Source organism: Actinomyces sp. zg296, assembly GCF_009829695.1.
Classification (GTDB): domain Bacteria; phylum Actinomycetota; class Actinomycetes; order Actinomycetales; family Actinomycetaceae; genus Actinomyces; species Actinomyces marmotae.
Genome location: NZ_VWPG01000002.1, coordinates 222459 through 246338 on the forward strand (window position 1 = coordinate 222459; position 23880 = coordinate 246338).

Consider the following 23880-nt stretch of genomic DNA (forward strand, 5'->3'; position numbering starts at 1 on the left):
GTCCGCTCACTCAGTGGTCATTCAGTAGGTGACTGATACCGCTGCCGGCCCTCTGCCGCGCGCGGGAACGACGGCGCGCCCCGGCCCGGCCGCTGGCTACACTCGGCCTCATGATCGATCTGCGCGAGCTCCGTGAGAACCCAGAGCCGTACCGCGCCAGCCAGCGCGCCCGCGGCGCCGACGTCGGCCTTGTCGACCGCATCATCGCCGCTGACGAGTCCCGCCGCTCCCTCCTGGGCGCCTTCGAGGCCCTGCGGGCCGAGCAGAAGAGCGTGTCCAAGTCGATCGGCAAGGCCGCCCCGGGGGCCGAGCGCGATGCCGCTCTGGCCAGTGCCAAGGAGCTCGCCGAGCGGGTCAAGGCCGCCGAGGCGGCCGCCAATGGCGCCGCCGCCGAGCTCGACGATCTCGCCCGCCAGTTCCCCAACCTCATCGCCGGCGCCCCCACCGGGGGCGAGGAGGACTATGTCGTCCTGCGCCACGAGGGCGGCGAGCCGCGCGACTTCGCCGCCGAGGGCTTCACCCCCGCCGACCACCTCGCCCTGGGCGAGGGCCTGGACATCATCGACACGCGCCGCGGCGCAAAGGTCTCCGGCGCCCGCTTCTACTACCTCAAGGGCGCCGGCATGCGCCTGGAGCTCGCGCTGATGACCGCCGCCCTGGACCTGGCCGGCCGCCACGGCTTCACCCCCATGACGACGCCGACCCTCGTGTCCCCCGCCATCATGGGCGGCACCGGGTTCCTCGGCGCCCACAGCGACGAGATCTACTACCTCCCGGCGGACGACCTCTACCTCACCGGCACCTCCGAGGTGGCCCTGGCCGGCTACCACACCGATGAGATCCTCGACCTGGCCGCCGGCCCCAAGCGCTACCTCGGCTGGTCCACCTGCTACCGGCGCGAAGCCGGCGCCGCCGGCAAGGACACCCGTGGCATCATCCGCGTCCACCAGTTCAACAAGGCCGAGATGTTCTCCTACTGCCGCCCCGAGGACGCCGAGGCCGAGCACGCCCGCCTCCTGGCCATGGAGGAGGAGATGCTGGCCCTGGTCGGCCTGCCCTACCGGGTCATCGACACCGCCGCCGGGGACCTGGGCAGCTCGGCCGCCCGAAAGTTCGACTGCGAGGCCTGGCTGCCCACCCAGGAGCGCTGGATGGAGGTCACCTCCACCTCCAACTGCACCACCTTCCAGGCCCGGCGCCTTGGCACCCGCGAGCGCCGCGAGGGCGGCACCGCGCCGGTGGCCACGCTCAACGGGACCCTGGCCACCACCCGCTGGATGGTGGCGATCCTGGAGAACCAGCAGCGCGCCGACGGCGCCGTCGTCGTCCCCGAGGGTCTGCGCCCCTACATGGGCGGCCTTGAGGTCATCGAGCCCGTCGAGCGATGAGCCTGGACCGGTCGCGTCGCCCCGAGGAGGGGGCGGCAGGGGAGCCCGGCCCGGGTGAGCGGTGGGGGGCGGCCGATGAGGTGCGCCCCTCGGGTGCGCCGCTGACGGACCTCGACCCCGACTCCGCCCCGGCCCTCAGCCTCGGGGGAGCCACCCATTACCCGGGGCCCCCCGGGGCCCGCCCCCTGGACGACGACGCCTACGCCCTCCTCGTGGCCAACCGGGCTGAGGCCATCGCCCCGATCCTCGACGCCGCTGGCCCGGGTGCCCAGGCCGGGCCGGGTGCCCCGGCCGGACCGGGCTTCCGGCCCGCCCTGGGACCGGGGCTCATCGTCGCCCTCGACGTCGATGGCACCATCCTCGACCGCGACGGGCGCGTCTCCGACCGCCTCCACGCCGCGCTGTCCCGCCTGACCGCCACCGGCGCCCAGACCGTCGTGTCCACGGGGCGTAGCGTCTTCGCCTCGCTGCCGGTGGCCCACCACATCGGCGTCCGCCACGGCTGGATGGTCTGCGCCAACGGCGCCCTCACGCTGCGCCTGGACCCCGGCCTGGAGCGCGGGCACGAGGTGATCGACTCGGTGACCTTCGACCCCGCGCACGTCATCTCCACATTGCGCCAGGCCATCCCGGAGGGCATCTTCGCCGTCGAGGTCCCCGATGAGGGCTTCCTCGTCACCCGGCTCTTCCCCGACGGCGAGCTCATCGAGGACCAGCGCGTCGTCAGCCACGAGGAGATCATCTCCCGGCCGGTCAACCGCGTGGTGCTGCGCGCGCCGGCCATGGGCCTGGAGGAGTTCAGCGCCCTCGTGCGCTCCACGGGCTCCTCGACCGTCGAGGAGTACTCGATCGGCTGGACCTCCTGGCTCGACGTCGCCCCCGAGGGCGTCTCGAAGGCGACGGCGCTCGCGGGCCTGGCCGCCCGCCTGGGCACCGACGCCTCCCAGGTGGTGGCCGTGGGGGACGGCACCAATGACATCGAGATGCTCCGCTGGGCGGGCCTCGGCGTGGCCATGGGCTCGGCTCCCGAGTCCGTCAAGGCCAGTGCCGACATCATCACCGAGTCCGTCTGGCACGATGGATGCGCCGCGGTCCTCGACGCCCTCGTCGATCTCCTGAGCACTCGATCCCTGCGGGCCGCCGAGAGAGAAGAGCTTTGATGAGCCCCATCATTCGCCGTCCCAGCCCCGCCCGGCGCGCCAGAGCCGCCAGCATCGTGAGCGGAGCCCCCTGCGCCGCCGGCGCCGCAGGCCCCGGCGGTGGCCCGGTTCCTCCCCGCCCCTCGCGTCGGGCCATGGGGGCGGCGCTCGCCCTGGCCGGCGCCGCCCTGGTCGGCTGCGCGCCCAAGGGCATCAGTGGCGCTCAGGCCAGTTCCGCGCCTGGCTGCAACGTGGATCCCACGCTGCGGGGCACCTCGCTCACGCTCACCTCGCCGCTGACGGGCGTTGAGGCGCAGCGCCTGGAGGCCTCCCTGGAGGCCTTCACCACCTGCACCGGCATCAGCGTCGTCCACACCGGCTCCGACATGCTCGAGGAGGACCTGCGTGCCGGGCGTCACGGCGATCTCGCGATCGTCCCCCAGGCGAGCATCATCTCCGAGTTGGTGTCCGATGGCCGGCTGGCGGCCCTGTCCAACCAGGTCGGGGCGAACGTGGAGCTCGGATGGGAGCGCACCTGGGGCGAGGCCGGGACCTACGACGGCACGCTCTACGCCGCGCCCCTCATGGCCTCCGTGAAGTCCTTCATCTGGTACTCGCCGTCGGCCTTCGCCAAGGCCGGTTACAAGGTGCCCACCACCTGGGCCGAACTGGAGTCCCTCACGAAGAGGATGGCCTCGGCGGGCGCCGCGGGCCAGGGGGCCACGGGGGCCACGGGAGGCCCGACGGCGAGCGCGAGCGCTAGTCCGGGTGGGGCGGCCACCGCGCAGGCCTCCCCTGGCGCCAGCCCCGGGGCCAGCGCCGAGAATCCGGCGCCCTGGTGCCTGCCGGTGGCCGACGGCCCCACGAGTGGGTGGACGGTCACGGACTGGCTGGAGGACGCGATCCTGGCCACCCAGGGGCCGGGCGCCTATGACGCCTGGGAGTCGCACAGGGTCCCGCTCAACGACCCCACCGCCGTGCGCGCCCTGGACTCGGTGGCCTCCCTCGTGCTCGCCGACGGGCACGCGCTCGGCGGACGGGCGGGCTCCTCGGCCATGACCCTGGAGGCCGCCGGCGCCGCCCTGGCCGAGGGCCGCTGCTACATGGTCCACGCCTCGAGTTCCTTCGAGACCGTCCTGCCCGACGGCGGCGCCGACCTCGACGCCTTCCTGGTGCCCAGCGCCTCGGATGATGAGACTCCCGTCCTCGTGGGCGGCGACTACCTTGTCTCCTTCTCCGACGGCCCGGGCGCGCAGGCGCTGGCCGAGTACATGACCAGCGCCGAGTGGGCGCGGGCGAGGGCCGCGCTCGGCGGGGTGGCCACCGCCAACCGGCGCGTGGACGCCTCCTCCATCAACTCGCGAGTGGGGCGGCGGGCCACGGAGATGCTCCAGTCGCGCCAGACCCTCATCCGCATGGACGCCTCTGACGGCATGCCCCCCGAGGTCGGCGCGCACACGATGTGGACGGCCCTGGCCTCCTGGGTTGCGGGCTCCTTGGACTCCGAGGGCGCCCTCGCCCAGGCGGAGAGGGCCTGGCCCACCAGTTGAGCCCGCCCGGTGGGCTCACCCCGCCGGCTGGTAGCCTTGCGCTGCATCAGGCATGGGCGGCGACGGCGCTCCGCCGCGTCCGCTCCCGCCCATGCGCACCGGGTCGAGGAGGACTCATGGGACTGGGATGGTTCAGCGCGCCGGAGCACAACCGTTGGCTCGCCGAGGAGATGCACGCGCTCCTTCGTCTCGGGCGGGCCGCGCGGGTGCCCGCGGGCTTCGGTTGGATCGGGCCCGACGGCGCCGTGGACGCCTCGCGCCCCGTCGAACTGTGGATCACCGGTCGCATGACCTTCGCCTTCTCCCTGGGAACGCTCCTGGGGATCCCCGGCTGCCGCCGCTACGCCGATCACGGCGTGCGGGCTCTGAACCGCGTGCTGCGCGACCACGCCCACGGGGGCTGGTACTCCGCCGTCGGCCATGAGCTGGACGCCGAGGGGCACGGCGTCCCCACTCGGGAGGCGGCTCGAAAGGAGTGCTACCAGCACGCCTTCGTCATGCTCGCCGCCGCTGCGGCGACGGCCGCGAACCGCCCCGGCGCCCATGAGCTGCTCGCCGAGGCCTGCCGCGTCGTCGAGGCGCGCTGGTGGGACGCCTCCTACGGGATGCCGATCGAGTCCTACGCCGTCGACTGGAGCGACCCGGAGGACTACCGGGGCCTCAACGCGGCGATGCACACGGTCGAGGCCTTCCTGGCCACCGCCGATGTCACCGGGGACTCGGCATGGCTGGAGCGCGCCGTCCAGATCATCGACTTCGCCGTCAACGTCCACGCCCGCGACCATGACTGGCGCCTGCCCGAGCACTACGACACCGCCTGGCGCCCGCGCCTGGACTACAACGAGGACGCCCCCGCCCACCCCTTCCGCCCCTACGGGGCCACGCCCGGGCACGGCCTTGAGTGGGCCCGCCTGACGGTCCAGGCCCGTGCCGCGCTCGTGGGCCGCCGCCTGCCCATGCCCGACTGGATGCTCGATGCCGCGGAGTCACTCTTCGACCGCGCCCGCACGGACGCCTGGAGGAGCGACGGCCGGCCGGGTTTCGTCTACACCACGGACTTCGAGGGCCGGCCCATCGTCCGTGAGCGCATGCACTGGGTGGTGTGCGAGGGCATCTCCGCCGCCGCCGCGATCCGCCAAGCCCTGCTCGACGACGGCCGCGGCGAGATCGAGGTCGAGCTCTACGAGCACTGCTACCGCACGTGGCTCGACTACGCCGAGGAGTTCCTCATCGTCTCGCCCGGCGTGTGGCGGCACGAGCTCGACACCTCCAACGCGCCCTCCGCGCGGATCTGGGAAGGGCACCCGGACATCTACCACGCCCTCCAGGCCACGCTCATGCCCCGGCTGCCGGTGTGGCCCTCGATGGCGCAGGCCATCGCCGAGGGCCGCCTCGACCGACCCTCCTCAGCGTCGCCCGCCGAGGAGTCAGGGAGGGGCTCGCGCCGTCGGGGGCTCTTCGGCCGCGGATGAGGCGAGCCGGCCGGCGCCGTGAGCGCCGGTGGGAGCGCCGGTGGGCCGTTGGGAACACGGCGTGAGCGCGGCGTCCGCTCGGGGTGACCGGTGCCTGCCCGGGGTGACCGGCGCACGCCGTCAGCACGGCGTGAGCGCGGCGCCCGTTCGGGGTGCCCGGCGCCCGACTGGCATCCGGGCGGGCACGATGCTGTAGGGTCGGTCCTGCCTGGCGGTGGCGCCGGGCCATGGAGGAATGACAGAGTGGCCGAATGTGGCGGTCTTGAAAACCGCTGTGCGCCTCGCGCACCGGGGGTTCGAATCCCTCTTCCTCCGCGGCGGCTGCGGCTGCCCGGTGCTCGCGCCTCGCTTTGCGGGGCCGGGGCGCCCTGGGGTAGTCTCGCAGCGCGCTTCGCGTCTGGAGACGTCGCATAGTGGCCTAGTGCGCCTCCCTGCTAAGGAGGTTGGGGTGGAAGCCCCTCGGGGGTTCGAATCCCCCCGTCTCCGCCGGACAGCCCCGGGATCGCTCTCCCGGGGCTTCTCTGTGCTTGGTGGAGGGGAGGGCTTTCGTCTCGATGGAGTGACAGGGATGGAGCGTCGGGCCCGCTGCCGCGCGGGGTCGGGCCCCTGACGCTCCCGCCAAGATCACCGGCGCACGTCAGGCCCTCTGCGGCGCGGGGTCGGGCGGTTCCGCACGCTCGGCCTCGGGACGCTAGTCGTCAGGCCTGCTGCGGCGCGGGATTGGGGTTCTCGTGGGTGCGCCCCGGGCGCGGTGGGAATCGGGTGAGGACAGGCCCGGTCAAGAGAAGCCGCAACCAGCAGAAGGCGTCCTCTGTGCCGTTGGGAGCACCGGTGGGCCGTTGGGAGCACCGCCTGGCCGTTGGGAGCACCGGTGGGCCGTTGGGGGCATCGCCTGGCCGTTGGGAGCACCGCGGGGAGCGTCGCCTGGCCGTCGGGGGCATCGCCTGGCCGTTGGGAGCACCGGTGGGCCGTTGGGAGCACCGCGGGGAGCGCCGCCCTGGATGGCCCGGCGCTGCCCTGGATGGTCCAGTGCTGCTTTGGGCGGCCCGGCGCCGCTTCGGATGGCCCAGCGTCGTTCTGGATGACTGCCTTGAGCGCCCCGGCGTCGGGCCACGAGCGCCCCGGCGTCGGGTCACGAACTCCCCGCAGGATTTCCCAGGCGTTTCACAGTGAAGTCAAGGGTGTGCTCCCAGGTCCGCGGGGTTATATGGATGTCACCGCCGGGCGGAACGGATCGGGAGGGTTGGGGAACCCGCTGATCGGTTCGGGCCGAGGCTGGCGCAGGTTTTAGGGAGCCTGCTCTAGGCGATCCGGCGAAGGAGGTCAGCTCCTTCCTCGTCATGGGAACCGGGGGAGTTGAGCGGCCTCACGAACGAAGGGCCCGTGGGCCTGGGTATCACCCGGGTCCACGGGCCCTGATCGTTCTAGAAATCATGACTGACCAGCGGCGATGGTCGTGGGGTGCTGCTGAGGTAGGTGGAGGGCCGGGTCTCGGGTGTTCTCACCGAGGATGAGGAACCGAGGAGTCCCTCCTCCTCGGTGGGTGATCTGATCGCCGGATCGCGCGGTCACTGAGAGTCACGGAGAACACCGCGGGAGCGCGTGTCCCGGATGCGCTTCAGGGGCCCGGGCGCTCCTCCCGTGCCGGGCTCATCGCCGGGCCCCGCCCTGAGCGCGATCACTCCCGCTCGGCCGGGAACCGCGTGGCGGCCCCGCGAAGAGCCTCGCCCTTCTCGGCCGGCATGGGCAGGCGGCGTCCTCGCCCTGCGCGGTCCGAGGGCGAAGCGCTTCTCAACGATCGTGGTGAAGCCGACGTCGTTGCCGCCGATGATCAGCATGACCAGGTCAATGACCCCGGGTATGGCCGCCACCCGCTCGGCCAGGGGGCTGCTCGTCGGGGCGCCGTCCTCGCCTCGTGGGGGCTCCTCGGCCCACCTGGCCCTGTGCCGCGCTTCACGGTCTGGCGATTTGGCGAGCCCAGGGGCGCAGCGTAGAGTCCTGCCTGTCGGAAACGACATGCGCCAGTAGCTCAACGGATAGAGCAGCTGACTACGGATCAGCAGGTTGGGGGTTCGAATCCCTTCTGGCGCACCAACACCCCGTCATCGGCTGGATCGACAGTCGGAGCCGGGGTGTTTTCCATTACCCGGGAAGCCGGGAGTTGCTTCACCGACGGGCGCCATCCGCGCCCAGAGGTGCCATCCGCGCCCAGAGGTGCGGGCAGGACGCACTTCTCGGTGTGGACGGCACCGGTCGGTGCGGAGAGCACCGGTCGGCGCGGACGCGCTTCTCGACGCGGAGGGCGCCGGTGGGTGGCGCGTGGGCGAGACGCTAAATGCCCTCGATGAAGGTGAGCGACGCCGCGATCATGGTCGACGTCGGAAGCGCGCGGCACGCACGCGCCATGCGGGTGAGGGCGGAACGGCGCGAATGGTCCGGCGGCCATCATCCGACCACCAGGTGGGGCGCGCTTTGAGCTGAGAGCGCGACCGGAGGATCGAGTCGGGGGCGGCCGCGCGACTCGGCTAGGCTCTGGGGGTGAAGTTTCTCAACGGGCTGGCCCCGTCCTTCGACCTGACCTACGACGACGTCTTCATGGCGCCCTCGCGCTCCTCCGTGGGCTCGCGCATGGGCGTGGACCTCGCCACCGACGACGGAACCGGCACGACGATCCCGCTCGTCGTGGCCAATATGACGGCCGTCGCCGGCAAGCGCATGGCTGAGACCGTGGCCCGTCGCGGCGGGCTGACGATCATCCCTCAGGACATCCCCGTCGACGTCGTCATGGACACGGTCGCTCAGGTCAAAGCCTCCCACCTCGTCTACGACACCCCCGTCACCGTCAAGCCCCACCACACCTGCGGCTACGTTATGGGCCTGATCCCCAAGCGCTCCCACGGCGCCGCCATCGTCGTCGACCCGGGGACCGACCGGCCCGTGGGCATCGTGGACCTCTCCGACGCCTCGGGCGTGGATCGCTTCACCCAGGTGCGCGCCGTCATGTCCACCGAGCTCGTCACCCTGCCCGAGGGCATCGACGCCCGAGAGGCCTTCGACCGCCTCAAGGCCGCCCGCCGCCGCATGGCGCCCGTGGTTGACGCCGAGGGCCGCCTCGTCGGCGTCCTCACCCGCGCCGGCGCCGTGCGCTCCACGATCTACCGCCCCGCCGTCGACGCCGAGGGCCGCCTGCGCATCGGCGCCGCCATCGGCATGAACGGGGACCCCGCCGGGCGCGCCGTCGAGCTCGTCGAGGCCGGGGTGGACGTCATCGTCGTCGACACCGCCCACGGCCATCAGGACCGGATGCTCGACGCCGTCGCCTCCGTGCGATCCGCCCTGCCCGCAGGGGCGCCGATCGCCGCCGGGAACGTCGTGACCGCCGCCGGCGTGCGCGATCTCGCCGAGGCCGGCGCCTCCATCATCAAGGTCGGGGTCGGCCCGGGCGCCATGTGCACCACCCGCATGCAGACCGGTGTGGGCCGGCCCCAGTTCTCCGCCGTCCTGGAGTGCTCACAGGCCGCCCACGACCTCGGCGCCTCCGTCTGGGCCGACGGCGGCGTGCGCCACCCCCGCGACGTCGCCCTCGCGCTCGCGGCCGGGGCCTCCAACGTCATGATCGGCTCCTGGTTCGCCGGAACCCACGAGTCCCCGGGCGACGCCCAGATCGACGCCGATGGGCGCGCCTACAAGGAGTCCTTCGGCATGGCCTCCATGCGCGCGGTCCTTGGGCGCACCGAGGGGGAGAACGCCTTCGACCGGGCCCGCAAGGCCCTGTTTGAGGAGGGCATTAGCGGCGGGCGCATGTACATCGATCCGGCCCGCCCTGGCGTCGAGGACCTCATCGACCAGATCATCTCCGGCGTGCGCTCCTCCTTCACCTACGCGGGCGCCGCCTCTATCGCCGAGTTCCGCGAGCGGGCGATCGTCGGCCTTCAGTCCGCCTCCGGCTACCGTGAGGGCGCCCCCGTTCCCGTCTCCTGGTGAGCGCGCGGGCGGTTCTCACAGCGGAACCGCCCGCCGACCGGCGCGAAGCGCAGTGGATTGAGAACGTCGCGAATGCTCAGAGCGCTCGCCCGGCCCCGGCCTCCAGGGCCTGGAGGAGGTCCCAGGTGAGATCCGCGGCGTCCTCGATGCCCACGCTCAGGCGCAGGAGGCGGTCGGACAGCCCGTAGGCGGCCCGCCGCTCCGGCGGGACATCGGCGTGGGTCTGCGCGCTCGGGTTGGTCACGAGGGACTCCACGCCGCCGAGGGACTCGGCGAAGGTGAAGACCCTCAGCGCGGCGAGCATCGCCGCGATGTCCACGCCCTCGGCCACCTCGAAGGACACCATCCCGCTGCGTCCCGGGTAGAGCACCCGATCCACCAGGGGGCTCGGCTCAAGGGCCGCGACAACGGCCCGCGCGTTGGCCTCATGGCGGTCCATGCGCACCCCCAGCGTCTTCAGGCCCCGCAGCAGCAGGAAGCAGTCGAAGGGGGACAGCGTCGCGCCGGTCGTGTTGAGCCGGTACTGGACGCGCTCTCCCGCCGCCTCATCGGCGACGACGATCGCTCCGGCCATGACGTCGTTGTGTCCGCTCAAGTACTTCGTCGCCGAGTACAGGACGATGTCGGCGCCCAGTTCCAGCGGTCGGCACAGGTACGGGGTGAGGAAGGTGTTGTCGACGGCGAGCAGCGCCCCCGCGCTGTGGGCCAGCCGGGCCGCGGCGGCCAGGTCGATGAGCGCCATCATCGGATTGGTCGGCGATTCCACCAGGACGAGCGAGGCGGGCCGGTCCGGCCCCAGGGCCTCGCGCAGGCCCTCGTCCCCCAGGACGAAGTCGACCTCGTAGGCGCCCTCGGAGGCGAGTACCTCCAGGAGCCGGTAGCTGCCGCCGTAGAGGTCCTCCAGGGCTACGATCCTCGATCCCGCCGGCACCAGGGAGCGGATCGCCAGCTCGATCGCGGCCATCCCCGAGGACAGTGCGAAGCCGGCCGCGCCGCCGTCGAGCCGGGCCAGGGCGTCCTGGACGACGTCGCGGGTGGGGGAGGCGGTGCGCGTGTAGTCGTAGCCGGTGGACTCGCCCAGGCCGGGGTGCCCGAAGGCCGTGGACAGGTGGATCGGCGTCGTGATCGCGCCGGTGAGCGGGTCAGTGCGGGTGCCCGCCTGCGCGAGCAGCGTGCCGATCCGCAGGGAGGGGCCGGTCCCGCGGGGACAGGCGGTGGTGGCGTCCCACGTGGGGTGGCGGTGCACCGGCGAGGCGCGGACGGGGGAGCGGGGCGTGTCGGGGATTCTGGTGCGGTCGGTGCGGTCGGTGCTGGGGGTGCTGGTCATGGTGGGTCCTGGGGGGCGCTGGTGCGGGGGGCGGGGGTGAACGCGTCCGGCCCCGGCGGGCAGGAGCGGAGTCGACGAGCGCCGCGAGCAGAGACGACCTCGGACTCTGACCGTGATTGGGGTACAGCGACGGCTGGCGCTGTCAGCGCATCAGCATTCGACGCATGCCGTGAGCGTGCAGACGCTGGGCGCGGGGCATGATCATCGAGGTGGTCATGGGAGGGACGGTAGCGTCATCACCGGCCGGCCGGTCAAGCACCGCCCGGTATCTGGGCCGGGCCTGATCCGCGGCGACACCGCGCTATCCGCCGCATTCCATCACACAGTGTTCACACAGCGCGGTACTCTCGCCCTGGTCAGGGGCATTCAGGGGGGTCTTGGGCCGGCTCCCCGCCCCGTTCCATCGTTGAGTCCTCTCGCTCCGCAAAGGAGAAGCTTGTGCGATTCCCGCTCTCCGCGCGCCTGCGCACCGCCATGGGAGCCGCCACGCTCTCGCTGCTGCTCATCATCCCCCAGGCGCTCCTGGACCAGGCCTCTGGGGCGCCTGCCGCGCCTGCCGCGCCCCCAGCCCCCGCCGCGCCCGCCGCGCCCCCGATCCTCCAGCGGGCCGTCGATGAGGCGGCGGGCCAGGCGCAGGCCGGCACCGCCGAGCGGGTCCGGGTTGTCGTCATGCTCAAGGACCAGCCCTCCTCGCCGTCGTCGGCGGCGGAGTCGGCCAACCTCGCCGCGCAGGACCCCCTCATCGCCGCCTGGAGCGGTGCCTACGACCTGCAGGTCGATGACCGATTCGGCTACCTCATCAACGGCATGACCGCCACCATGCCCGCGGACAGGATCGCCGCGCTCGCCCTTGAGCCCGCCGTGGCCTCGGTGCGCAAGGAGCGCGTCTACTACCCGAGCGAGTACTCGGCGCGCGATGAGGAGGGCGTGCCCGCGGCCCTGGCCAGCCACGGCGCGGACGGCACCGGCACGGTCATTTCCATCGTCGACACCGGCGTGGACCCCTCCCACCCCGACCTGCGCCTCGATGACTGCGGCGCCGCCAAGATCAAGGAGGCCAACCCCTCCGGGGGGCGGTTCACCTGCAAGGTCCCCAACGGGTACAACTACGCCGACGAGTCCTTCGAGATCCGCGACCTCACCGGCTCCCAGCACGGCCAGCACGTGGCCGGCATCGCCGCCGCCAATGGCTCGCAGGGAAGCGAGCCGGACTTCGCCACCTCGGGGCGCATCGACGGCGTCGCCCCCAACGCCCAGCTGCTGGCCATGAAGGTCGTCTCCAATGATCCCGCCAAGGCGGGAAAGGCCCTTGACGGGGACATCATCGCCGCGATCGAGGACTCGGTGAAGATGGGCGCCGACGTCATCAATATCTCCCTGGGCGGCCCCAATGGCGTGCCGGACTCCTCCGACGGCGCCAGGGCGGCCATCGAACAGGCCCGCCAGGCGGGGGTCCTCACCGTCGCCGCCGCCGGCAACGACGGCCTCAACTTCTCCACCGCGCAGGGGCCGGATGACGCGCTGGGCCGCTTCGACGACGGGACCGTGGCCAGCCCCGGCGTCCAGGGATCGGCTCTTACCGTCGCCTCCCTGAACAACTCCCAGTTCACGATCCCCAGCGGGTCCCTCGGCGAGGGCGACTCCGCCATCCCCTTCGGCTACGCGCGGCTCGGCGGCGCCGCGCCGAGCACGGCGTCGCGGGTGGTCGATGCGGGGCTCGGGCGAGCCCAGGACTACGCGGCAGGGGCCGACCTCTCCGGCGCCATCGTGCTGGTCGAGCACGGGGAGAACCCCTTCACGGACAAGCTCGCCAACGCGCAGGCCCACGGGGCCGCGGGTGTTCTCCTCTTCAACCCCCGGGCGGGCCAGGGGCAGCCCATCAACCCGGCCGGCGCCGAGGCCTACCCCCTGTTCTCCGCGATCATCCCACCCGGCCGGGCGCAGGCGATCCGCCAGGCCCTCGCCGAGGACCCGGGCCAGAGGATCCGCTTCGACGGGCCGCCGACGTCGGCCCCCTACCCGGGAGGCATGGCCCCCTCGCCTTTCTCCTCCTGGGGCGCCACCCAGAACCTCGATTTCGAGCCGGATATCGCCGGCATCGGCGGCGGCGTCTACTCCACGGTCGGCTCCGCCGGCTACGCCACCATGGAGGGCACCTCGATGGCGGCGCCGAATGTCGCGGCCATGGGGGCGCTCCTGCTCCACGACCTGGCCGCGCGCTTCCCGCAGACCCAGGGCGCCGAGAGGATCGACCTGGCCAGGACCCTGCTGATGAACACGGCCCGGGTCCCCTCGGCGGCCGACGGCTCGCCGGCCGCTCCGCGCCAGGTGGGCGCCGGGATGGCGCGGATTGACAAGGCCCTGGCCTCGCCCGTCAGCGCCACCGTCGACGGCGCCCCGTCGGTGGCGCTGCGCGAGGTGAGCGCGCCCAGGGCCTTCACCGTCACCCTGACGAATCATTCCGGTGCCGACGCCTCCTACGCGCTGCCCGCCCAGGAGGTGCTCACGGAAGGCAACTCCGCTGGCGCGCAGACCACGGTGTCCGTGTCCGCCACTGAGAGCCTGACGCCGTCGAGCACCGAGGTGACCGTGCCCGCGGGCGGCACGGCCACCGTGGACCTCACCCTCGTCCCGGACACCGCCTCCTCCCACTTCATCGAGGGCTGGGTCCGCCTCACCTCCACCACCGGCGCGCCCGACCTCGTCGTCCCCTACATGGGATTCGTGGGCGACTGGAACGCCGAGCCCATCATCCAGCCCGAGGGCCAGGCCTGGGGCATCGCCGGTGGCGCCACGGATACCACCGGGCTCATCAGCAGGGTTGGCGCCTACACGGTGCCCGTCGCGGGGGCCGACGGCCAGCGCCGCGCGCTGTCGCCCAATGGCGACGGCAAGATGGACGCCGCCCTGCCCTCGCTCGTCATGATGCGCAACGCGCGGGACATCCACTACGAGGTCCTCGACTCGGCGGGCAACCGGGTCGTTGATCTGGGCGATGAGCAGAACGTCCAGCGCTTGACGGGCCGGTACTTCGCCGACCCCGCCTACAGCGGCAGCCTCGGCCACGTGGGAGCGGCCTTTGACGGCACCGCCTGGAACGCCCAGGCGGGCGCCTTCCAGGCGCTGCCCGACGGCCAGTACACCTACCGGGTCTCCGCGCGCCTCAGCGAGGACTACGGCTGGCAGAGCCTCGACCTCCCCCTGACGATCGACACCACCGCGCCCACCGTCACGATCCTGGGGAAGAGCGAGTCCTCGGTGCGCTTCACCGTGGAGGACTCCGGCTCCGGGATCATGGGCGAGCCCATGGTGGTCCTCGCTGACGGCACGACCGCGCCCGTGGCCGAGCAGGCGGACGGCTCCTGGACGGCCACGCTCGCCGGCACCACGCCGTACGTGACGATCAGCGCGATCGACGCCGGCTTCAACGTCACCGAGAAGCACGCGATCTACGCCTCCTCGGGGATGTTCGTCGCCGTCGATGGCCATCTGGGCGTCGCCAGCGTCATCCTCGGCGCCGACGAGACCCGAGACATCCCCATCACCGGCTTCGTCACCCCTGACATCACGCGGGTGACCGTCGACGGCGCCGACGCCCCCCTCACGGGCGGCGAGTTCGCCGCCACCCTGACCGGCGACCACCCCGCCGGCACGGTCATGGTGCGCGGCCACGGCGCTGACGGGGCCCTCATCAACGAGTTCGCCGTCGTCGTCATCCGCGACACGATCCCGCCCACCGTCACCCTCACCGGGGGCGTCGACGAGGCCGGGCAGGTGATCGCCAGCGCCGACGGCGCGATCAGCCTGACCGGCACCGTCTCGGACGACCGCGCCGAGCCGGCGGATATGACCCTGACCATCAACGGCCGGGGCGTGACGATCAAGGAGGACGGCACCTTCAGCCTCGCCACGACCCTCGACCCCTCCACGACCTCCCTCGGCATCGCGCTCAACGATGGCGCCAACACCTCCGCGCTCACCGTCCCGATCGCCGGCCGGGCGCGGGCGCCCGAGGCCGCCGCCATCACACTGACCAACGGCGAGTGCTACCGGAGCATGATCTGCGAGGCCTCCTCCAGCTCGCCCGATCGCGGAGCCGACGGCGCCTTCACCCTGCGCGGCACGACCAGCGGGGGCGTGGCGAGCCTCCAGTTCACACGCGGCTCGCGCGCGGGGGATGACGGCGGGATCGGTGAGAACGCGCCCATCGCGGTGACCGTGGCGGCGGACGGCTCCTTCACCGCGCCCGTGCCCGCGCCGTCGGGCCTCACCCAGTACCGGGTGGTGGGCCGCGATGCGGCGGGAACGATCCTCACCGAGGGCGTCGTCAGCCTGTACGTGGATGTCACGCCTCCGTCAGCCGACTTCACCGAGCCGCCTCTCCACGGCGGTGAGCTCTACACCAACCAGGACTCGGTGGCCTTCAAGGGCACCGTTTCCGATGACCAGTGGGGCTACAGCCTGCGCCTCAACAATGAGATCGCGGCGGGCTTCTTCCGCAGAGACAACCCCGGCGCGAACGTGAATAAGCGGGGCTTCTCCGAGTCCCTCGCCGTCAAGGACGGTGACACGCTGTACGTCGGGGCGGTGGACAGGCTGGGCAACTCGCTTGAGGCCCGCATCCCCGTTCATGTGGACAAGGAGGACCCCGGTGCTGCCCTCGACGCCAAGGACGGCGAGGTCATCCGCGACAAGCGCGAGCTGACGGCCACCGCCACCGACCCCCATATGGCTGGCCTGTCGGTGAGCGTGGACGGCAAGGCGGTGGACTCGGTGTCCACCTCCCGCGCCAAGCGGCGCACCGACGTCGAGGGCGTCCTCGCACCAGTGGGCCGCGCGGCGGCCGGCGACGGCGCGGCCGGCGGTGCTGGTGCCGGCGGCGCAGCCGAGAGCGGCGACGGCGGCGCGGTCCCTGGGGGACCGGGCGGGCTCGTTGCCGAGCAGACCGGCTCGGTGGACGCGGGTGCCCTCAGCATCGCCGTGCCCACGGCCGACATGGCGGCCGGGACTCACGTCATCACCATGACCGCCACGGATCTCGCCGGCAATACGACCACGCTGTCCAGGGCCGTGGTCGTGGATGCCGACGCCGTCATCAACGGGCCGGACTCGGCCACGGTGACCGTCGAGCCCGGGGGCCTTGCCGATCAGCCCGCCGTGGCCGCGAAGGTCCTCGCGCTCTACTCCGTGACCGACGACGGCTCGGCCACGGCCGCCGGTGACACTGCGCTGTCGCTGGCGCCGAGCACCGTGCTCGCGCCGGGGGGCAACACCGTGACCCTCGTGGCCACGGACGCCGCCGGCCGGATCGTGACCCGCCAGGTCGCCATCACGATCTGCTCCCCGGAGCGGCCCTCGCCCGGGGGCGACGGTGGGAGCGGCGGTGCGGGCGGCGGTGGGGGCGGCGGCTCCGCTGGGACGGATGGTGCGGCTGGCGGCTCCGGGAGCACTGGAGCGCGAGGGGCCGCGGAGGCTCCGCGCACCCAGGCTGGCCAGGCCGGCCAGGCCGGCCAGGACGCGCGTCCCAGCCAGGCCAACCGGCCCAGCCAGGACGCGCGGCCGACCCGGCCCAGCCAGCCCGGTGAGCTGCCCGCCGCGCCTCCCCGGCCGGGTCAGGAGGTCGATGCCGGGGGCCAGCCCTCCGGGCGCCCCCCGATGAACGCGGGTGCCATGGCCGGCACCGGCGCCAACGCGACGGCTGTGCTGGGCTTGGCGGCCGGGGCAATCCTCACCGGGGGCGCGGTTATGTGGCGCCGCCGTCGGAGCGCGGAGCCGTCGAACGCTGCCGCTGACTGAGCCTCGGGAGCGCTGAGCGCTCACGGAGCGGGTGTCGTGAGCGGAGATCCGCTCTCGCGTTGAGCGCCTTCAGGGTGAGGACGTCGAACTCCCTGATCAGTTGCTCCCCCAGCTCGGTCATTCCCTGGTCTTCATCCATCGCGGACCCGACGGCGCCGAGTGCCGCCTAGGACTCGGCGCTCAGAGTGAGGGCACTCTCACCTGGCTCGCCACCGCCGGTCCGGCCGTCCAGGCCTTGCGTCGGGGCGGTGTGCTCGTCGTCGATGAGCTCGATGTGAGCCTCCACCCCCATCTCGCCGCCGCGCTCATTGAGATGTTCCAGGAGCCGGATCTCAATACGACCGGCGCCCAGATCATCGCCACCACGCATGGCGCATCGCTGCTGGGTAACACGCCGACTCCCAGGCTCGAGGCCGCTGAGGCGTGGTTCTGCGAGAAGGATGATGACGGCTCCTCAATCATCTACTCGCTTGCTGATTTCACGGATCTTCGCCGGGCCAGCAACAAGAAGAATCGCCCGGTCCACGGCGTCGTCTCAGTCCCCTGCTTCGAGGTGTGGCTCACCGCGCACTACTGTCAGGTCCGCAACTACGAGGACCAGCATGACGCTCAGGACCACTACGCGCAGATCGCTCCGGTGCGCGGGGGTGAGGAGAAGTCCCTTCCCAAGGACTTCCCGTGGGATGCCGTGGCGGACGCGGCCCAACGATGCCGGCTCGCGGGCGCCCTTGAGCCGGGGCTGGACACGCAGGGTCCCTGTCCTTCAACGACCATGCCTCACCTCATGCGCGCCCTCGGCCTCCTCTGAGAGGAACCGGTTTCGCTCCTATTTTCGACCGGTCTCGCTCTTGATTTCGACCGGTCTCGGCGGGTGGGGTGGATCACAGGGGCGGGGCATGGGAGGGTGATCCCATGAAGGACGCGAAGGGGCGTCGGCGCACCGCGCCCAGTGCCCACCACGAGGCACCGGTCAAGCACGAGGTCCCCGGGGCGGGCGAGTCCCGCGCCTACTGGCTCGACGCCACCACCCTCGCCTGGCCCACGAGCCTCCTGCCCGCCGGCGTGCTCCCATCCGAGTTGGGGTCGAGCGCCCGCCCGCCGGTCTCCTTCGACCTCATCGCCAGCCCGCGCGGTGGCACCGCGGTCGTGGAGGGCCTGCTCACCCTCGGCGACGGCGCCCTCGTCGTTCCACTCGTCGTCGCCGGGATCATCGACGAGGTCCTTCCCGGGGCGCTCGCCACGCACCCGCCACTCGCCGGATATCTGGCTCTGAGCACGCAGGATGCCATCGCCGGGCCCCGATTGCCCGTCGACGCCGTGGAGGCGGCGCTTACCGGTCAACTGACGATCGTGCAGCGCACAGTGGACTCCGACGCCGTCGGCCACTGGATCACCGCTTGCACCGGCGTTCAGATCTGGCCGATCCTCGACCTCCTCCACGGCGGCGCCGCCAACCGCGACGGCTCCGCTCCCCTCGGCCCGACGTGGGGTGGCGACGGCCCTCGCCAGGAAGGGGAGGGCCCCGCCTTCGCCCTCTGGGCGCCTACCGCCGTCGAGGTCGCCCTGCTGAGCTGGGCCACCGGGGACCCCACCGGCTCGGTCCCCCTCGTCGACGGCGAGCCCCTGCGGTCCCCTGCCCGGCGCCTGTCGGACGGGCGCTGGGAGGTGCCCGCGAGCCCCCGCATCAGCACGGGGGATCAGTACCTGTGGGAGGTCCGGGTCTACGTCCCCGCCACCGGGCGCATCGAGACGAACCTCGTCACCGACCCGTACTCCACCGCCCTGACGATGGACTCGCGCCGCAGTGTCGCCGTCGACCTCGCCGATCCCGCGCTCGCCCCCGCCGCCTGGGCGAACCAGGCCGCCCCCGCCGCGGGAAGCGAGCTCGGGGGAGATGCCGCCCGGGCCATCTACGAACTCCACGTGCGTGACTTCTCCGCCGCGGACCCGACCTGCCCGGCCGAGTCGCGCGGGACCTACGCCGCCTTCACCGTTGACAGCGCGGGAACCCGCAGCCTGCGCGAGCTCTCCGAGGCCGGCATCGACACGCTCCACCTCATGCCGACCTTCGATATCGCCTCCATCCCGGAGGACCGGGCCGCCCAGGCCGTTCCCGACATCCCCGACGGCGCCCACCCGGCCTCGCGCCGCCCCCAGGCGGCGATCGCCGCCGTCGCCGACGACGACGCCTACAACTGGGGCTACGACCCCTACCACTGGGGCGTCCCCGAGGGCTCCTACGCGCGCGCCGGGCACCAGGATGGCGGGGCCCGGATCATCGAGATGCGAGAGATGATCGGCGCCCTGCACGCCATGGGCCTCCAGGTGGTGCTCGACCAGGTGTACAACCACACCGCGGCCAGCGGGCAGGACTCGCGCTCCGTGCTGGACCGGATCGTGCCCGGCTACTACCACCGCCTCGACGCCACCGGAGCCATCGAGGACTCCACGTGCGCGAACAACATCGCCACCGAGCGGTCCATGGCGGAGCGCCTCATGATCGACATGTGCGTGCGCTGGGCGCGCGACTACCGGGCGGATGGCTTCCGATTCGACCTCATGGGGCACCACTCCGCGGCCACGATGCGCGGCGTGCGCGAGGCCCTGCGCGCGGAGGCGTCCGAGGTGATCGGCCACGACCCCTTCCTCTACGGGGAGGGATGGAACTTCGGGGAGGTGCGGGACAACAGGCTCTTCGTCCAGGCCGTGCAGGGCCGCTTGACGGGTACCGGGATCGGCTGCTTCAACGACCGCCTGCGCGATGCCCTGCGCGGTGGGAGCGTCGCCGATCCGGAGCCGAGGGAGATCCAGGGGCTTGGGACGGGCTTGGCGCAGGCGCCCTCGCCCTTCGACACTCGTGGTGCGGATGTCCGGCAGGCGGATCTCGTCTGGCGCGGCGATCTCATCCGTATCGCCCTGGCGGGCAACCTGCGCGACGTGGCGCTGCACTCCGGCCATGGCCGCTGGGTGCGGGGCGACGAGCTGCGCTACGGCGCGGATCCGGCCGCATTCGCCTCCGAGCCCGTGGAGTCCATCAACTATGTGGACGCCCATGATGACGAGACTCTTTTCGACATCCTCGCCTACAAGCTCGACCCGGACGAGCCGATGGAGGCCCGCGCGCGCATGGCGGCGCTGTGCCTGGGCGTGGTCGCACTCGGGCAGTCGCCGGCGTTCTGGGCGGCCGGCGCGGAGATGCTGCGCTCGAAGTCCCTGGACCGCGATTCCTACAACTCCGGGGACCATTTCAACGCCCTCGACTGGTCATGCGCGGACAACGGTTGGGGACGGGGCCTGCCCCCTGCCGAGCGCAACTTCGACCGGTGGCTCATGCAATCCGTGCTCCTCACCCGCCCCGGGCTGCGGCCCACCGCCGAGCGCATCGCTGCGACCCGCGCCCAGTGCCTCGACTTCCTGCGCCTGCGGCGATCCACCCCGTTGCTGGCGCTGGGCAGCGCCGAACTCATCCGGGAGCGGGTCTCCTTCCCGGTCACAGGCGATCCTGGCGTCATCGTCATGGTGATCGACGACGGCGCCGGGCCCGCTGATCTCGACCCGACCCTCGACGGCGTCGCCGTGGTCATCAACGCGCGAGCCCAGGAATCAGTGGTGCGCCCGGGCTCCATGATGGGGCGCAGATTCCTCCTCAGTCCGATTCAGGCCGGGGGCGCGGACGGCGTCGTCAAGGGCACCGCCTTCAATCCGACCACGGGCGAGTTGCGCGTCCCAGCGCGCACGGTGGCGGTGCTCATCGAGCCCTGAGCGAGTCGGTGGGACTTCCTGCGCGCACCCGCTTATCCGCGGCGTCACCGCGTTACCAGGGGGCGCGGGCGAGTCTCGCGCGGGGATGACGTGGGGGATGAGAACGAAGGAATGCCGAGAAACAGCCCGGGCCCGTCTCGAAGAGACGGGCCCGGGCTCCGCACAGGAAGGTGAACGAATATGGGGAGCGTTAACTCAGCAGAGCCAGCCCCAGAAGTGAGCGCAACGGATGTGCCAGTAGTACGGGACTGCTTCGGTCTTGGCCTGGTCGAACTGGGAGTTCGCCTCAGCGGCCGAGGCGGCCGGGGCGACCGCGGTCAGAAGAGAAGCAGCGAGGAGTGCGCCTGCCAGGGTGCGACGACGAGTCACGATTGATCTCCTAGGTTGGGGTCAGGGAGCCTCTGTGTTGACTCCAGTCTTACGGGTTCATGGGACACCGCCATCGCCCCTAGGGTCAAGGGTTCTCATTCTTTTGTAGGACTGATTTGTCTCGGGAAGGTCTCAGGAGGATCCGAGGCAGGACCTAAGGGCAGGGTGAGTGTGAGGGTCCAGTGGTGGTCGGTGGTGGTGTGGGTGAGGGTTCCGTCGAGGGCTTGGGCGCGTTCGTGTAGTCCGATGAGTCCGAGTCCTGAGGTTAGGGCGGGGTGGGTGTGGCGGTGGTGGTCGGCGATGGGGTTGGTGGCTAGGAGGGTGGCTTGGTTGGGGGTGGCGCCGATGATGATGGTGCAGGGGGCGTCTTTGGCGGCGTATTTGGTCATGTTGGCGACGGTTTCGTCGAGGGCGCGGGTCAGGGTGGTGGTGATGGTGGGGGGGAGGTGGGTGAGTTCGCCGTCGGTGGTGATGGTGGCGTGTAGGCCGGCGTTGGCTAGGGTGGTGCGGGCGTTGGTCATGGCTTGGGTGAGGCTGGGGATGGGTGCGGTGGGGGTGGGGGTGTCCTGGCGTAGGAGGCGCAGCATGGTGCGCAGGTCGGTTACCGACCGATGACCCATCGCCGCGATCTCGTCCAGGAGCGCGGCGATGGGCGGCTCGTCCTGCGCCAGGGGGCGAGCGGCCTGGACCCGCATGACCATCTGGGTGTTGGCGCGGGCGAGGGTGTCGTGCAGGTCCCGCGCGATCGCGGTCCGCTGCGCTCCCAGGGCGGCGAGGCGCTCCGCCTCCATCCGCTCCGTCTGCGCGCGGAAGTAGAGCAGGGCCATTCCCACGCTCGCCGAGCCGCTGAGAAGGACCGGTGCCTGGAGGATCGCGTAGGCGCCGGCGCCACCGGCCTGCGCGCGGAGGGTGACGTCGACGCAGGAGGCCGCCAGGATGAGGCCCGTCTGCCGGAAGCGCCTGACGGGGACGAGGAGTGCGGGGCTGAGGAATCCCGCTGTCTCAAGTGGGGCCGCGATGAGCAGGTGGGGCGCGGCGGCGATCCCCGCGGCCAGGGTGATCGGGACTCCCCAGGGGAAGCGATCGATGAGAAGGAGGCAGGCGATCGCGAGAAGGCTCGTGGTGATCGCGAGGGCTTGGAGGTAGTTGAAGAAGGGGCCTGATTGCAGGAGTACGAACGTGATCGTGACGGTCAGTCGGAGGACTTCCCGGGTCCGGTGCTGATGCGGATCCAGCAGGTGTAGGAACCTCATGAGAAGCCGTTCGAGAGGCCCCTGCGATGCGCCTCCACGACGATCTCCAGCCTGCTCGCGACCTTCATCTTCCGCATGATCGCGGAGACGTGGGTCTTCACTGTGGTCTCGGCGACGTTGAGGCGGCGGGCGATCTGATAGTTGGACCGCGCCTGGCACAGGAGCTCGAGGACCTCCTTCTCCCGCTCGGAGAGGTCGAGTTCCTCGGCGGCGTTCGTCTTCGGGGGCTGGCCGGAGATGTAGCGGTCCAGGATCCTGCTTGTGGGGCCCGGCGAGAGCACCTTGCCGCCCTCGTGGATCGTGCGGATCGCGGTGATCAGCTCGGCCGGGGGCGTCGTCTTGAGGAGGAACCCGGAGGCTCCCGCGGCCAGCGCGCCGTCGAGGAAGGTGTCGTCGTCGAAGGTCGTCAGGATGAGCACGCTCGTGGCCGGCGAGATCTCCCGCACGCGCCGGGTGGCCGTCACCCCGTCGAGGACGGGCATCTGCACATCCATGAGGACCACGTCGACGGTGCGCTCGTGGACGATGCTCACCGCGTCCGCGCCGTTCTCCGCCATCGCCACCACCTCGATGCCGGGCGCGTCCCGCAGGGCGCTGGCGATGGCGTCACGCACGATCGGGTCGTCGTCGACGACGATGATGCGGATCTCACGGTCAGTGGCTGAGGGGGGCATGGCTCGTCTCCAGGGTAAGGGGGAGGGTGAGTGTGAGGGTCCAGTGGTGGTCGGTGGTGGTGTGGGTGAGGGTTCCGTCGAGGGCTTGGGCGCGTTCGTGTAGTCCGATGAGTCCGAGTCCTGAGGTTAGGGCGGGGTGGGTGTGGCGGTGGTGGTCGGCGATGGGGTTGGTGGCTAGGAGGGTGGCTTGGTTGGGGGTGGCGCCGATGATGATGGTGCAGGGGGCGTCTTTGGCGGCGTATTTGGTCATGTTGGCGACGGTTTCGTCGAGGGCGCGGGTCAGGGTGGTGGTGATGGTGGGGGGGAGGTGGGTGAGTTCGCCGTCGGTGGTGATGGTGGCGTGTAGGCCGGCGTTGGCCAGGGTGGTGCGGGCGTTGGTCATGGCTTGGGTGAGGCTGGGGATGGGTGCGGTGGGGGTGGGGGTGTCCTGGCGTAGGAGGCGCAGCATGGTGCGCAGGTCGGTTACCGACCGATGACCCATCGTCATGACGTCCTCCAAGGCGCTCGCCACGCGCTGACTGCGTGGGCGATGACCCAGCGCCTGCTGGGCGAGGAGCACCATCTGGGTGTTGGCGCGGGCGAGGGTGTCGTGCAGGTCCCGCGCGATCGTCATGCGCTGCGCGCCCAGAGCCGCCTCCCGGAGCCTCTTCTCCCGCGCCACCATCTCGCGGGAGTAGCGCAGGATGAAGCCGATATTGGATCCCGAGGCGATCAGGATCAGCTCAACCACGGGCAAGTCAGCCAGCGGGCTGCCGATCCTCAGCGCCGCCAGCCATCCGATGGGGAAGCAGAGGAAGAGCGAGGCCGCCTGACGAACCCTGCCGTCGACGACGAGCAGGGGGAACATGATGATGTCCGCCAGGAGCGCCGCCGTGAAGAATGACCTAGCCACGAGCGGGACGGTGACTGCTATCAGGACGCAGGTGACCGTCCAGGGGAATCGGCGGCACAGCACTGGCGCGGGCACCGACAGCAGTGAGAGCGTCGTGAACAGGTCCGCGCCATTCGCGCTGAGGTCGGCGCCGGCCAGAAGCGCCAGAAGGGCGGTGAGGATCCCGCGGACCGTCAACTGCAGCCGGGACGCCCGAGGCCGCACCCGCCACGAGGGGCGGGGCGCGGGAAGCGTCCCTAGGGATACGGATGCGGGGCTCACACGGCGAGGCTAG

At 71.7% G+C, this 23880-nt stretch carries 13 protein-coding genes and 3 tRNA genes; 11 read left to right on the plus strand and 5 right to left on the minus strand.

All coding sequences use genetic code 11. From position 1 onward, the window contains the following. The first annotated feature begins 110 nt into the window (after nucleotides 1-110). The 8 genes from serS to GVV76_RS01350 all read left to right on the plus strand — a co-directional run bounded on the left by serS (nucleotide 111) and on the right by GVV76_RS01350 (nucleotide 9533). Nucleotides 111-1388 carry a serine--tRNA ligase gene (gene serS, locus GVV76_RS01315; protein ID WP_159624389.1) on the plus strand — a complete coding sequence of 426 codons (1278 nt, stop codon included), beginning with the start codon at nucleotides 111-113 and terminating at the stop codon, nucleotides 1386-1388. Further along, entirely contained in the window at nucleotides 1385-2548 is a 1164-nt protein-coding gene (locus GVV76_RS01320) for an HAD family hydrolase (protein ID WP_159624391.1), read from the plus strand. Before serS ends, GVV76_RS01320 begins: the two co-directional genes overlap by 4 nt. Then, nucleotides 2548-4077, plus strand: a complete 1530-nt coding sequence (locus tag GVV76_RS01325; RefSeq protein WP_159624393.1) for an ABC transporter substrate-binding protein — start codon at nucleotides 2548-2550, stop codon at nucleotides 4075-4077. Before GVV76_RS01320 ends, GVV76_RS01325 begins: the two co-directional genes overlap by 1 nt. 116 nt (nucleotides 4078-4193) lie before the next feature. Further along, a complete protein-coding gene (locus tag GVV76_RS01330; protein WP_159624395.1) occupies nucleotides 4194-5549 on the plus strand; it encodes an AGE family epimerase/isomerase in 1356 nt (451 codons plus the stop codon). Nucleotides 5550-5778: 229 nt separating this feature from the next. Continuing rightward, nucleotides 5779-5864 (plus strand) — tRNA-Ser (locus GVV76_RS01335). A gap of 84 nt (nucleotides 5865-5948) precedes the next feature. Further along, nucleotides 5949-6035 (plus strand) — tRNA-Ser (locus tag GVV76_RS01340). A 1532-nt stretch (nucleotides 6036-7567) separates the two neighbouring features. Beyond that, a tRNA-Arg gene (locus GVV76_RS01345) sits at nucleotides 7568-7643 on the plus strand. Nucleotides 7644-8087: 444 nt separating this feature from the next. Then, nucleotides 8088-9533 (plus strand): GuaB1 family IMP dehydrogenase-related protein, encoded by a 1446-nt coding sequence (locus GVV76_RS01350; protein ID WP_159624397.1) that lies wholly within the window; start codon nucleotides 8088-8090, stop codon nucleotides 9531-9533. 76 nt (nucleotides 9534-9609) lie between these two features. On the opposite strand, the gene GVV76_RS01355 is transcribed toward GVV76_RS01350, so the two are convergent. After that, entirely contained in the window at nucleotides 9610-10860 is a 1251-nt protein-coding gene (locus GVV76_RS01355; RefSeq protein WP_159624399.1) for a PLP-dependent transferase, read from the minus strand. Nucleotides 10861-11298: 438 nt separating this feature from the next. On the opposite strand from GVV76_RS01355, the gene GVV76_RS01360 reads away from it, so the two are divergent. The 3 genes from GVV76_RS01360 (at nucleotide 11299) to GVV76_RS01370 (ending at nucleotide 20418) form a co-directional block, all read left to right on the plus strand. Then, entirely contained in the window at nucleotides 11299-16656 is a 5358-nt protein-coding gene (locus GVV76_RS01360; protein ID WP_159624401.1) for a S8 family serine peptidase, read from the plus strand. Between the two features lie 100 nt (nucleotides 16657-16756). Next, on the plus strand, nucleotides 16757-17464 hold the full coding sequence (locus GVV76_RS10645) for an AAA family ATPase (RefSeq protein ID WP_236263142.1): 708 nt from the start codon (nucleotides 16757-16759) through the stop codon (nucleotides 17462-17464). Nucleotides 17465-17568: 104 nt separating this feature from the next. Then, nucleotides 17569-20418: an alpha-1,6-glucosidase domain-containing protein gene (locus GVV76_RS01370; RefSeq protein WP_159624404.1), complete on the plus strand. Its 2850-nt coding sequence runs from the start codon at nucleotides 17569-17571 to the stop codon at nucleotides 20416-20418. A gap of 195 nt (nucleotides 20419-20613) precedes the next feature. Here GVV76_RS01370 and GVV76_RS01375 read toward each other — a convergent pair whose 3' ends face one another. From GVV76_RS01375 to GVV76_RS01390, 4 genes are all read right to left on the minus strand, one after another. Continuing rightward, complete coding sequence (locus tag GVV76_RS01375) at nucleotides 20614-20787, minus strand: hypothetical protein (protein WP_159624406.1); 174 nt, start codon at nucleotides 20785-20787, stop codon at nucleotides 20614-20616. A 95-nt stretch (nucleotides 20788-20882) separates the two neighbouring features. Then, a complete protein-coding gene (locus GVV76_RS10535; RefSeq protein WP_159624408.1) occupies nucleotides 20883-22040 on the minus strand; it encodes a sensor histidine kinase in 1158 nt (385 codons plus the stop codon). Further along, nucleotides 22037-22714: a response regulator transcription factor gene (locus GVV76_RS01385; RefSeq protein WP_159624410.1), complete on the minus strand. Its 678-nt coding sequence runs from the start codon at nucleotides 22712-22714 to the stop codon at nucleotides 22037-22039. The genes GVV76_RS10535 and GVV76_RS01385 overlap by 4 nt, the downstream gene beginning before the upstream one ends. Beyond that, complete coding sequence (locus tag GVV76_RS01390; protein WP_159624412.1) at nucleotides 22695-23867, minus strand: sensor histidine kinase; 1173 nt, start codon at nucleotides 23865-23867, stop codon at nucleotides 22695-22697. The genes GVV76_RS01385 and GVV76_RS01390 overlap by 20 nt, the downstream gene beginning before the upstream one ends. Nucleotides 23868-23880: the final 13 nt, after the last annotated feature.